Raw genomic sequence first — 11,890 nt, 5'->3', positions numbered from 1 at the left:
CTGCAACGACAGAAGCACGGCCACCAGGCGTTTCGGCCACGCGGCGATCGCCGGCCACCCACGCGCTCAAATACCCACCAGTACCACTAGGAACATGGTCAACTCCCGTTACAGACTGGGCACATGACCATCCTGAGGAAATCGATCGCAGCACTGTCGGCCGCCGCAGCCACGGCGGCCACGCTGGGCGCCAAGGTCACCCTCGACGTGGCTGCCATCCTCGACGCCGGCCAGACGAAGCGGACTCCCTGATCACGCCGATCACCGCATCCGCCGTCAAGCTTCGGCCTCCGGCCTCCAAGGATTTCGCCGACCATCCCCTTAACCTGACGGTATGTCAGATGATGAGTCGTACGAACTGCTCGGTTTCGACAACGTGCTGCTGCCCGTAGGCGACCTCGCCGAGGCGGTCGCCTTCTACGAGCGCGCCGGGTTCGGAGTCACCGCCCGGGTCGACGGGGCCGGGATCGCCGTACTGAGGGTCGGCCCCGAGACCCCGGGCCTGCTGCTGCGCGTCGAGGAGGCGCTCGGTCACCGGCCGCCCCCGTGGGCCTCGCCCAGGATCTGGCTGGAGGTACCGGACGCCAAGGCGGCTGCCCGCGCCCTGGCCACGGCCGGCATCACCCCGCTCGACGCCCCGCTCTCCGTGGCCACGGGCTGGACCGTCGAGATCGCCGATCCGTGGGGCAACGTCATCGGGTTCACGGACTACAGGAAGCGGCCGGAACTCGCGCGGTCATGAACCCGGGCGGCGATTGATCGCCGTCAGGTCGATGTCGATCTCGAAGGGCACGGGCACCTTCAGGCGGTCGTGGAAGATGCCGGTGAGGGCGTAGACCTTGGTGGCCGGGTCGAGTTCGTAGACGTAGACGACCGGGAGACCCTTGTCTCCGTCCTGCTCGACCCGCCAGAAGTGTGCCACCCCGGCCGCCGCGTACTTGCGGGGCTTGACCTCGCGGTCGCGTTCACGGGAGTCGGCCGAGACAACCTCAACGGCAAGGACGATGCCCTCCGGCTCATACCAGGTCTGGCTCGGACCAGTAACCGCCTCCGTCGGAAAAACCACGATGTCCGGCTCCGGCCGATTCTTCTGGTCCAGCCTGACCGCCATCTCCCGGTCGACGTCCAGATGCGCCGGCGCCTGAGCCAGCAAGGCGTTGTCCAACAGCCGCATCGTGCGACTGTGAAACCGGGTCTGGGCACTCATGAAGACAAGACTCCCGTCGATCAACTCCGTGTGCGGCGGGAGGCCCGGAATCCGGTCGAGGTCGTCCGCGGTCCAGCCCTCAGCGGGCGGGATCGGCCAGCGGTACGCCGGCTCATCGTCGAGTCCATCCTCGGATACGGCGCTCATCAGTGCTCCCATGCGACGGAGTCTCGCCTGTTCGCTCAGCGTACCCAGCACCGACCGCCACGGCGCCACCTGAACGAGGTACCCACTCGCGGAACATTTGCTCGACTCGTTCGGATCACATCGAACGCCACTTGAACGTGTTCAAAAACAGGTCTACAGTCTCCCTCGTAAGCATTTTTGAACGCGTTCAAGTCATTCAAGGACCTCGGGGACAAGGACGAAGACATGGACCTCACAGTCGTCGCATACGTCATCTACCTGCTGGTCAGCGTCGCGCTGACCGTCTGGGTCGCGCGGACCCTCAGCAGCAACGGGCGGGTGTTTCTCGCCGATGTACTGCGCGGGAACGAGAAGCTCGCCGATGCCGTCAACCATCTGCTCGTCGTCGGCTTCTATCTCGTCAACCTCGGGTTCGTCGCCCTCTACCTGAGCGGTGACGGGGACATCGGCAGCACCCGGGAGGTCTTCGAGGCCCTCTCCACCAAGCTCGGTGTCGTGCTGCTCGTCCTCGGTGTCATGCACCTCGCCAACGTGTTCGTCCTCAGCAGGATCCGTCGGCGGGGTGTCATGGAGCGGGAGCAGGTGCCGCCCGTCGCGCCGCAGGGCTGGGTCGCCCCCACGGCCAGGGCGTGACCACGATGAGCCACCTGGACGCGGTGGGGTCGGGGGACACCACCGCCCGCGCGGACCGGGATGCCACGGGGGGCGTCCCGGTCCGCCGGCTCACCGTCCTGTACGACGCCGGCTGTGCCCTGTGCACCTTCGTGCGCGGCTGGCTCGTACGGCAATCGCAGTTGGTGCCGCTGGACCTGGTTCCGGCGGGGTCCGAGCAGGCGCGGGGGCTCTTCCCCGGCCTCGATCACGCCGCCACCCTCGACGACATCACCGTCGTCGGGGACGGCGGACAGGTCTACCGCGGCACCGGTGCCTGGGTCGTCGTGCTGTGGGCGTTGCGTGAGTACCGGCCGCTCGCCCGTCGGTTCGCCACCCCGGCCGGGGCCCGGCTCGCCAAGGGGGCCGTGCTCGCCGCCGCCAGGTGGCGCGGGCACCAGTGGGGCGCCGCCACGGGTGGCCGCCCGGTGTACCGGCGGGCCGACGGATGGTCGTACGATCCCGGCCTCGGGTGGACTCACACCCCATCCGGCTGTGACAGCGGCGTGTGCTCCACTGGTTAGCACTGGTTAGGCTCCCTTCCGTGTCAGCAGCGAAAGACAGCCCCCAGCCTCCCGGGTCGCCCGGGTCCGCCGAACCCTCCTCACGCACTCCCGCCAAGAGCGAGCAGACCCGAGCGCTGATCCTGGAGACGGCCATGCGGCTGTTCAGGGAGCGCGGGTACGACCGGACGACCATGCGGGCCATCGCTCAGGAGGCCGGGGTCTCCGTCGGCAACGCCTACTACTACTTCGCCGGCAAGGAGCACCTGATCCAGGGCTTCTACGACCAGCTCGCCCGCGAGTACCAGGTGGCCGCGAGGGAAGTCCTGGACCGGGAGACCGACTTGGAAGCCCGGCTTGCCGGGGTGCACCGGGCCTGGCTCGATGTGGCCGCTCCCTATCACGAGTTCGCCGTGCAGTTCTTCAAGACCGCCGCCGATCCGAACAGCCCGCTCAGCCCCTTCTCCCCCGAGTCGGAGCACGCGCGCGTGCAGGCCATCGAGGTGCACAGGGAGGTCCTTGCCGGGTCGAAGGCCAAGGTTCCGGAGGAACTCCGCGACGTACTGCCCGAGTTGATGTGGCTGTCCCAGATGGGCATGGTCATGTACTGGATCTACGACCGCACGGAGGGCCGTGAGCGCACCTACCGGCTCGCCGGGCGCGGCGCCCGCCTCACCGCGCGCGGGGTGGCCCTGTCCCGCTTCCGGGTGCTGCGCCCGCTCGTCCGCGAGGTGCACGACCTGTTCGGCGACTTCCTGCCGGGGATGACCAACGCCCTTCCCGGCCAGGAGAAACAGGACGGGAAGGGCGCTCCGGGCGCGCCGGAGTAGTCGCGTCAGTTCACCGCGTCCGCCCCCTCCTCGGACACCTCCGTCAGCGCCACGTCGTACACCAGCGGGCCGTCCTCCACCGTCACGTGCTGTGCCCAGGAGCCGTACGAGGCCGCCGTCGCCGCCAGCAGATACGCGCCCGGTGCCGGGACGGAGACGATGTACGAGCCGTCCGCCAGTGAGGTGACCCGGTCCAGTTGGCGTCCGCCCTTGGTCAGAAGGGTCACCGCCGCGCCCTCGACCGGCGCGCCCTCCGCGTCACGCACGAAACCGTGGACCACCGACGCGCCGCCCGCCGGCCCGGCCGGCTCCTCCGTCTCCGGGTCCTCCTTCGGTTCCACGGCCAGATGCGGCAGGCGCTTCTCCAGGCCCGCCGGCAGCCACCAGTTGGAGTTGCCGAGCAGGTGCATCGCGGCCGGCACCAGGGCCGTACGGAGGATGAACGCGTCCAGCGCCACCGCCGCCGCGAGGCCGATGCCCGCCATCGCGCCCTCCATGTCGCCGCTCAGGACGAACGCCGAGAAGACGCAGATCATGATCAGGGCCGCGCAGTTGATGACCCGGCTTGTCTCCGCCAGGCCTACGCGGACCGCCCGCGCGTTGTCCCTGGTGTGCACCCATTCCTCGTGCATCCGGCTCACCAGGAACACCTGGTAGTCCATCGAGAGGCCGAAGAGGAGGGACAGCATGATGACGGGGAGGAACGCCGTGATCGGGCCCTCCTTGCCGATGCCCAGCAGTTCCGTGCCCCAGCCCCACTGGAAGATCGCGACCAGTACGCCGAAGGAGGCCGCCGCCGCGATCAGGTTCATCAGCGCGGCCGTGAGCGGGACAACGAGGGAGCGGAACGCCACCATCAGGAGCAGGAAGCCCAGGGAGATGATCGCCGCCACGAAGTACGGCAGACGGTCGCCCGTCACCGCCGCGAAGTCCTTGAAGACCGCCGTCACCCCGCCCACATGGGCCTCGGTCCCGGAGGCAGGGATGATTTCGTCCCGCAGGCGGTCGATCAGCTGGTCCGTCTGCTCCGACTGGGGTGACGTCGTCGGGACCACCTGGATCACGGTGATGCCCTGGGACGGGGGCGCCGCCGCTGCCTGCGCCACGCCCTCCGTCGTACGGATCGTCGAGACGAGCGTGTCGGCGTCGCCCTCGGCCACCACCACCTGGAGCGGGCCGTTGAAGCCGGGGCCGAAGCCCTCCGCCAGCAGGTCGTACGCCTGGCGGGTGGTCGTCGACTCCTGGTGGTTGCCCTGGTCGGTCGCGCCGAGGCGGATGGACAGGACGGGGAGCGCGAGGATCAGCATCGCCAGCAGCGCCAGTGCCGCCGTCGAGCGCGGGCGCCTTTCGACGTACGACGACCAGCGCGCCGCGAGGCCGCTCGCCTCGTCCGGTTCCGGACCAGTCGCGGCCAGCCGGCGGCGCTGCTTGCGGCTGAGGACGCGCATGCCGAGGAAGCCGAGGAGCGCCGGGAGGAGGGTGGTCGCGGCGAGCACGCTCAGGACGACCGTGAGGGAGGTCGCGATGACCACGCCGTCCAGGAAGCGCATGTTCATCACCAGCATTCCGGCGAGCGCGATGCACACCGTGCCGCCGGCGAACAGCACCGCGCGGCCGGAGGTGTTGAGGGCCGTAACCGTCGACTCCTCGGGCTTCATGCCGCGCAGGATGCCCCGGCGGTGCCGGGTGACGATGAACAGGGCGTAGTCGATGCCGACGCCCAGGCCGATCAACGAGCCGAGCAGTGGGGCGACTTCGGGGACGTCGGTGACATGGCTGAGCAGTGAGGTGGCCATCAGACCGGTGCCGAGGGCGGCGATCGCGACGACGAGCGGCAACAGCATCGCGAAGAGTGAGCCGAAGGCGAGGAACAGGACGACCGCCGCGGCCAGGATGCCCACCATCTCGGCGATTCCGGTGGGCGGTTCCTGGGTCCTGGTGATGGCCTGGCCGCCCAACTCGACCTGGAGTCCGTCGCGTTCGGCAGCCTGCGCCGTGTCGACGACGTCCTCGACGGTCTCCTTGGGCACCGCGTTCGCCTGCTCGGTGAAGGTGATCTGGGCGTAGGCGATCCGCCCGTTCTCGCTGATCTGGGCGGCGCCGGCGGCGGCGTACGGGCTGGTGACCTCGCCGACCCCCGCCATCTTCCCTATCTCCGCGAGCTGCGGTTCGATCCGGGACCGTACGGACTCGTCCCGCACCGTGCCCTCGTCGACCTTCCACACCACCGTGTCGGTGTCGCCCGAGGTCTGTGGGAAAGCCTTCTCCATCAGGTCGTACGCACGCGTGGAGTCCGTGTTCGGGAGGGAGAAGCTGTTCGCGTAGTCCGTGCCCGCGGCGGAGCCCGCGAAGCCCAGCCCGAACACGGCCCCCACCCACATCAACAGGACCACCAGCCGGTGCCGATAGCACCACCGTGCCAATGCCGCCACGCTGAACACCCCTTGTTCGTCAGGTTGGTTGGTCCCCCAGGTCCTGGCAACAGGATTGGGGGCCGACGCGGGCATGGACACCGACCGGCCATGACTCTCAAGGAACTCCAAAGCACGAACAGGGTCCGCTGTCGGTGGCCCCGCCGATACTGGGGGCATGACGGCTTCGGGCACAGGGACAGGCACCGGCACCGGCACCGTGCTGGTGGTGGAGGACGAACCGAGCATCGCGGACGTCCTCGCCATCGCCCTGCGCTACCACCGCTTCGAGGTGATGGTCGCGGGCACCGTCCGCGAGGCGCTCACGCTCGCCGGGCGCACCCGCCCGGACGTCGCGCTGCTCGACATCATGCTCCCGGACGGTGACGGACGGGCCCTCGGGCGTGAACTGCGCGACCGCAGGCCCGAGTTGGCCCTCGTCTTCCTGACCGCGCGGGACGCGCCGACCGAGATCGTCGGCGCCCTCGGCTTCGGCGACGACTACATCACCAAGCCGTTCAACATCGACGAGGTGGTGGCTCGCATCACCGCCGTACTGCGGCGGACGCGGTCCGTCGACGTGCTGCCCCAGCGGCCTCCGCTGCGGTACGGCGACCTGGAGCTCGACGAGTCGACGTACAGCGTGCACCGCGCGGGCGGCACCGTCGAGCTGACCCCCACGGAGTTCGCGCTGTTGCGGTTCCTGGTGCGCAACGGCGGCCGGATCGTGCCCAAGGAGCAACTTCTGCGGCACGTCTGGCAGTACGAGCACACGCCTCAGGAATCGACCGTCGTCGAGACGTACATCAGCTATCTGCGGCGCAAGCTCGACGCGCTGGGACCGCCCGTGATCACCACCCGGCGCGGTGTCGGATACGGGCTGGCATGAGTCTCCTGCGGATCGGGGTGGGATGGGGGCGCGTCTTCGGTGCGGGATGGGACCGTACCTTCCACTGCAAACGCGGGATCCACTCCCTGCGTGCCAAGCTCACGCTGGCCAATGTCGCGCTGCTCGCCCTCGGCATCGTCGTCGCGAGCGGTGTGAGCGTGATGGGTATGCGGCTGTATCTGCTGGACAGCGTCGACAGCCAGCTGATGAGCGCCCGCGACTCGATCGGCGGCTCCCGGGTCACGCTGGAGCAGATCGATTCGCTGACCGCGTTAGCCGCCCTCACCGACAGGTACCGGCACACCTCCGGTGACAGCGGCGGCGGTTCAGCGGGGTCCGGCTCCGCGGACACCGACGTGTCGAACGCCGACGTCTCGAACGCCGACGCCTTCGTGTCCGACGGCATCTTCGTGGTCCTCGGCGAGAACGAACGGGCCGTGACCGTCGCCGGGTTCGCGCCCACCGCCGACCAGCGTGCCCTCGCCGCCGTCGTCTCCGACCCGGCCGCCCTCGCCCGCGACGACGAACCCCACGACATCCGGGTGCGGGACGCCCCCTACCGCGTCACAGCCGCCCACCTCTCCGACGGCACGACCGTGCTCCTGGCCACCTCGACGGACGCCCTGCACGACGTCCTCGGCAAGGCGCTGAAGCTCGATCTGGCCGTCGGGACGCTGCTGCTCGCGCTGCTCGCCGTGCTCACGATGATCAGCGTGAGCCGCCGCATGGCGCCCCTGGAGGACATGGTCGAGACGTCGACGGCCATCGCCGAGGGCGATCTCACCCGGCGCGTCCCGTCCAGCCGCGAGGCCACCCTTGAGGTCGAACAGCTTCGGGTCGCCCTCAACACCATGCTCCACCAGGTCGAGTCGGCCCACCGCACCCGTGAGCGCAGTGCGGCCCAGCTGCGCCGCTTCGTCGCCGACGCCTCGCACGAACTGCGCACCCCGCTGTCCGCGATACGCGGCTACCTCCAGCTGTACGACAAGGGCATGCTGACCGACCCGCAGGAGCGCCGGCGCGCCTGGGACCGGATGAACGGCGAGGCCGACCGCATGGGCCGCCTGGTGGACGAGTTGCTGACCCTGGCCCGTCTCGACCAGCGGCCCGAACTTCGGCTGCGGAACGTCGACCTGAGCCGTCTGGTACGGGACGCGGCGCAGGATCTGCGGGTCCAGGAACCGGAGCGGCCGATCAGCGTGGCCGCCGACGGGGCGATCCTGGTGCGGGCCGACGAGGCCGGGCTCAGGCAGGTGCTGGGCAATCTGGTGGCCAACGTCCGCACCCATACGCCCGCGGATGTGCCGGTGCGGCTGGGGGTGGAGCGCGTGGGCGGTGTCGTACGGCTGTGTGTCGCCGACGAGGGGCCCGGGCTGGCCCCGGAGGACGCGGCGCGTATCTTCGACCGGTTCTTCCGGGCGGGGGGCGGGGCGGGGAGCGGGCTGGGGAGCGGGCTGGGGCTGGCGATCGTGCAGGGGATTGTGCGGGCGCACGGTGGGGAGGTGGCGGTGCGAACCTCGCGGGGCGAGGGGCTGGCGGTCACTGTGACGTTTCCGGAGCGGGTGGTGTGTCCGTGAGGCAACTCGCAGCGGGGCTCCCGTTCGTTGTGCTGACGGTGTTGCCGGCACGCCATCGCACGGGAGCCCCGCTGGTTGTTCGGAATGCTTTCCGCGTCACAGGGAACGGATACGCGGCAGGCATCCATCTCGGCTTCACAGAGCGGCATCCCAGCAGCTCCGCCGATCAGGGAGGGACCTGAACAGTGACCGCCGAACACGTCCCCCTTGCGGCGATCTATTGATGCCAGGCGTACGCCGGTATCGCCGCGACACACGGCTTCACGATTTTCGTACCTCTTCTCGGATACCAGCTCAGGAGCTTACCGAGATACGCCGCGACGGCTTCACCCGTGGCGTATCTCGCTGCCGCCAGAAGCCCGGCCGCCACCAGGGTTCCCCCCGACCCGTATGCGATCCATGCGGCGATAGCAGCCATACCCCTGTTGCCGACTCTCGCTGACGCGGAGTGAATTGACGGACCGTCGGAAGACGTTCCTCCGGTCGGGATTCTTTGTCGATTCGTCGTGAACACTGACGGTGATCAAGCCTGTGCGGACGCCAGTTCCACCACGGTGATGTCCGACGGCGCCCCCACCCGCGTGGGCGGGCCCCAGGCGCCGGCGCCGCGGGTGACGTACAACTGCGTGTCCCCGTACTGCTCCAGGCCCGCGAGGGTGGGGTTGGCGAGGTCCGCGATGAAGGTGCCGGGCCACAGCTGGCCGCCGTGGGTGTGCCCGGAGAGCTGGAGGTCGACGCCGTGCTCCACGGCGTCGTGGATCTGCACCGGCTGGTGGGCCAGCAGCACGCTCGCCCGTGAGGTGTCCCGGTCGCCGAGCGCCTTGGCGAAGTCGGGGCCCTGGCCCTCGCTCTCACCGGCGATGTCGTTGACCCCGGCGAGGTCGAAGGCGGGCAGTTCGACGCGCGCGTTCTCCAGCGGGCGCAGACCGAGCCGCCGTACCTCCTCGACCCACTCCTCGGCACCGGAGAAGTACTCGTGGTTCCCGGTCACGAAGAACGCCCCGTGGCGCGCCCGGAGTTGGGCGAGGGGGGCGGCGGCCGGGCCGAGGTCCTTCACACTGCCGTCGACCAGGTCGCCGACGACCGCGATCAGATCGGGCTGGGTGGAGTTGATCGTGTCGACGACCTTCTGCGCGAAACCCCGGCCGAGGACGGGCCCGAGGTGGATGTCGCTGACGACGGCGATCCTGAACCCGTGGGCGCCGCGCGGGAGTTTGGCCAGCGGCACGGTGACCCGCTTGACGCGGGGCCCGCGTACGACGCCGTACGTGCCGTATCCGACGGTCCCTACCGCGGCCGCGGCCGCGGCGCCGGCCACGACACGGGAGACGAACAGGCGCCGGGAGGGGGCGGCGAGGAGGCGGGGGGAGTCGGGGGTGCCCGGGGCGCTCGGAGAGTTCGGAGAGTTCGAGGAGTCCGGGGACTGGGGAACGTCCGGGGTGTCAGGCGCCGCCGTCGCGGGTTCCACGGCCTCGGCTGCCCCCGCCGGTACGGTTTCCGCCTTCCGGAGCGGTACGGGCGCCGCGGGGGTCTCGGCCGGCCTGCGCCGTTCCAGGAACCGGCTCAGCAGGGGCCGTACGGCTTCCCCCGCGATCAGGCCCAGCCCCAGGTAGATGAACAGGGCCAGCCACAGGAAGCCCGGCCAGGCCAGCGTGCGCTGGAGCCAGAAGGGCGCGCCGCCGCGCTCCGCGACGAAGGCCGCGACCATCAGGACGGGCAGGGCGACGAACACCGCCGTGCCGATACGGCGGGCGCGGCCGGGACCGGCGGTCGTGTCGCGCACCAGGCGGCGCCAGACGTACCAGTGCAGTCCGACAAGAGCGGTGACCGCGGCGAGCAGGAAAACGATGACCATGCGGGTGTGTCCCCTGTTATGAGGTCTGGCGCAAAGCGCGCAGTCCGCGCAACCCGATGCCCCCGACGATCGTCCCCAATACGAAGGAGACGACCGCGAGCACCAGATGCACCCAGAAGTACGCCGTCGGGGTGCCCGCGTCGTCGAACGCGAGTCCGCTGCCGTCCTTGACCAGATTCTTGATGAAAGTGACCCAGATGACCCAGCTCCACACCCCGAAGGCGAGCAGGAACCAGGACACGGGGCGGCTGAGCTTCATGGGTTCAGTATCGCTGTCCGGCACCGGGCCCCGTGGCCGGGGTGGGGAGGGCGGTGCGAGCGTTCGGCCTGGGGGCGGTACGACTTCGCGGGCCAGTACATGTACGTTCTCGATCGTGCCCGCCTCGAAAAAAGCCGTCGAGCGATCCTTGCTGGTCGCTTCCGCCACCATCTTGTCCGCCGCGCTGACCGTGCCCGTACCGGCGTTCGCGGCCCCCAAGCCGTCGCCGAGCGCCACGCCGTCGGCCACTCCCCCGGCGAACATGTCGACCGTGGGCGGGGAACGCCTCGGGCTGGCCGGGACCCAGGTGAACCTCTCCGACGGTGTGCCGGTGATCCCCAAGGACATCACCGCCCGCTCGTGGATCGTCTCGGACGCCGAGTCCGGTGACGTCCTCGCCGCGCACAACGCCCACTGGCGGCTGCCCCCGGCGAGCACGCTGAAGATGCTGTTCGCCGACACCGTGCTGCCGAAGTTCCCCAAGACGATGAAGCACGAGGTCACGTCCGCCGAGCTGGCGGACATCGGCTCCGGCTCCAGCATGGTCGGTATCAAGGAGAAGGAGACGTACACGGTCCACGACCTGTGGCTCGGCGTCTTCATGCGCTCCGGCAACGACGCGGTGCACGTGCTGTCCCATATGAACGGTGGCGTCGAGGCCACGGTCAAGGAGATGAACGAGCACGCGGAGGAACTCCAGGCCCTCGACACGAACGTGGTGAGCCCCGATGGCTACGACGAGCGGCGGCAGGTGTCGTCGGCGTACGACCTGACGCTGTTCGCACGCTCCGGGCTGCAGAAGAAGGACTTCCGCGAGTACTGCTCGACCGTGACGGCCAAGTTCCCGGGCGAGACGAAGAAGGACAAGCAGGGCAAGACGGTTCGCGGAACCTTCGAGATCCAGAACACCAACCGGCTGCTCGCCGGCGACTCGGACGTCTCCGTGTACCCGGGCATCGCGGGTGTGAAGAACGGCAACACCACCAACGCGGGCGCGACCTTCACGGGGGTCGCCGAGCAGGGCGGCAAGGTGCTGCTGGTCACGGTCATGAACCCGGAGAAGAACGAGCACAACGAGGTCTACAAGGAGACCGCCCGGCTGCTCGACTGGGGCTTCCGGGCTGCCGGAAAGGTGCAGCCGGTGGGCGAGCTGGTCGCGCCCAAGGGCGCGGCGGGGTCAAGCGCCCAGCCGGGTTCGACCGACGCCGCGACCGACTCCGGAGAGGCGGGGGGCGGGACGTCGGACGGCGGCTCGGGCGAGGGTTCCGGCGAGGGCGGCGCTTCCGCGTCGCCGGTCGCGAACGCGTTGGGCGAGTCCGGGTCGGGCGATGGCGGGATCGGCGTCGCGCTGGGGATCACGGGTGGTGTGCTGGTGCTGTTGGCGGGGGGCGCGTTTCTGATCAACCGGCGGTGGCCGCTGCCGGAGCTGGTGCGGCGGCGGCGGTGAGTCGGGGTGGGGGTGGGGGTGGGTCCGGGGTTGTTCTCGCCCCCGCCGCCCCTACCCGACCCATCCCGTACCTGGGGGCGCTGCCCCCAGACCCCCTACGGCCCTGAACGGGCC

12 protein-coding genes are annotated in these 11,890 nt (G+C 69.8%); 8 read left to right on the top strand and 4 right to left on the bottom strand.

Annotation, left to right across the window (positions count from 1 at the left end):
• Positions 1–123 precede the first annotated feature (123 nt).
• Both RB628_RS24810 and RB628_RS24805 read left to right on the top strand, forming a co-directional pair.
• Positions 124–252, top strand: coding sequence for a hypothetical protein (locus RB628_RS24810; protein ID WP_318322728.1), 129 nt, complete (start codon positions 124–126; stop codon positions 250–252).
• An 82-nt stretch (positions 253–334) separates the two neighbouring features.
• On the top strand, positions 335–742 hold the full coding sequence (locus RB628_RS24805; protein WP_318322727.1) for a VOC family protein: 408 nt from the start codon (positions 335–337) through the stop codon (positions 740–742).
• On the opposite strand, the gene RB628_RS24800 is transcribed toward RB628_RS24805, so the two are convergent.
• Entirely contained in the window at positions 737–1,354 is a 618-nt protein-coding gene (locus RB628_RS24800; RefSeq protein ID WP_318322726.1) for a Uma2 family endonuclease, read from the bottom strand. The two genes, RB628_RS24805 and RB628_RS24800, sit on opposite strands and share 6 nt — an antisense overlap.
• A 225-nt stretch (positions 1,355–1,579) precedes the next feature.
• Between RB628_RS24800 and RB628_RS24795 the strand changes: the two genes are divergently transcribed.
• Genes RB628_RS24795 through RB628_RS24785 form a run of 3 tightly spaced genes read left to right on the top strand, consistent with a single transcriptional unit; the run spans position 1,580 to position 3,338 of the window.
• Positions 1,580–1,987, top strand: a complete 408-nt coding sequence (locus tag RB628_RS24795; protein ID WP_318322725.1) for a hypothetical protein — start codon at positions 1,580–1,582, stop codon at positions 1,985–1,987.
• Positions 1,988–1,992: 5 nt separating this feature from the next.
• Complete coding sequence (locus RB628_RS24790; protein ID WP_318322762.1) at positions 1,993–2,529, top strand: thiol-disulfide oxidoreductase DCC family protein; 537 nt, start codon at positions 1,993–1,995, stop codon at positions 2,527–2,529.
• Between the two features lie 20 nt (positions 2,530–2,549).
• The gene (locus tag RB628_RS24785; protein ID WP_412180718.1) at positions 2,550–3,338 is read left to right on the top strand and encodes a TetR family transcriptional regulator; all 789 of its coding nucleotides are present in this window, start codon (positions 2,550–2,552) and stop codon (positions 3,336–3,338) included.
• A 5-nt stretch (positions 3,339–3,343) separates the two neighbouring features.
• Here RB628_RS24785 and RB628_RS24780 read toward each other — a convergent pair whose 3' ends face one another.
• Entirely contained in the window at positions 3,344–5,761 is a 2,418-nt protein-coding gene (locus RB628_RS24780) for an MMPL family transporter (protein ID WP_318322760.1), read from the bottom strand.
• A gap of 166 nt (positions 5,762–5,927) precedes the next feature.
• Between RB628_RS24780 and RB628_RS24775 the strand changes: the two genes are divergently transcribed.
• On the top strand, positions 5,928–6,638 hold the full coding sequence (locus RB628_RS24775) for a response regulator transcription factor (RefSeq protein WP_318322724.1): 711 nt from the start codon (positions 5,928–5,930) through the stop codon (positions 6,636–6,638).
• Positions 6,635–8,215: a HAMP domain-containing sensor histidine kinase gene (locus RB628_RS24770; protein WP_318322723.1), complete on the top strand. Its 1,581-nt coding sequence runs from the start codon at positions 6,635–6,637 to the stop codon at positions 8,213–8,215. Before RB628_RS24775 ends, RB628_RS24770 begins: the two co-directional genes overlap by 4 nt.
• 523 nt (positions 8,216–8,738) lie before the next feature.
• Here RB628_RS24770 and RB628_RS24765 read toward each other — a convergent pair.
• Complete coding sequence (locus RB628_RS24765; protein ID WP_318322722.1) at positions 8,739–10,070, bottom strand: metallophosphoesterase; 1,332 nt, start codon at positions 10,068–10,070, stop codon at positions 8,739–8,741.
• 16 nt (positions 10,071–10,086) lie between these two features.
• Complete coding sequence (locus RB628_RS24760; RefSeq protein WP_239149644.1) at positions 10,087–10,329, bottom strand: SCO4848 family membrane protein; 243 nt, start codon at positions 10,327–10,329, stop codon at positions 10,087–10,089.
• A 115-nt stretch (positions 10,330–10,444) separates the two neighbouring features.
• Here RB628_RS24760 and RB628_RS24755 point away from each other — a divergent pair, with 115 nt between their 5' ends.
• Positions 10,445–11,776, top strand: a complete 1,332-nt coding sequence (locus RB628_RS24755) for a D-alanyl-D-alanine carboxypeptidase (RefSeq protein WP_318322721.1) — start codon at positions 10,445–10,447, stop codon at positions 11,774–11,776.
• Positions 11,777–11,890: the final 114 nt, after the last annotated feature.

Origin of the sequence: Streptomyces sp. ADMS (genome assembly GCF_033441795.1) — a bacterium.
GTDB lineage: Bacteria > Actinomycetota > Actinomycetes > Streptomycetales > Streptomycetaceae > Streptomyces.
Note: the sequence above shows the minus strand (reverse complement) of the source record. Positions and strands in the feature narration are given on the sequence as shown.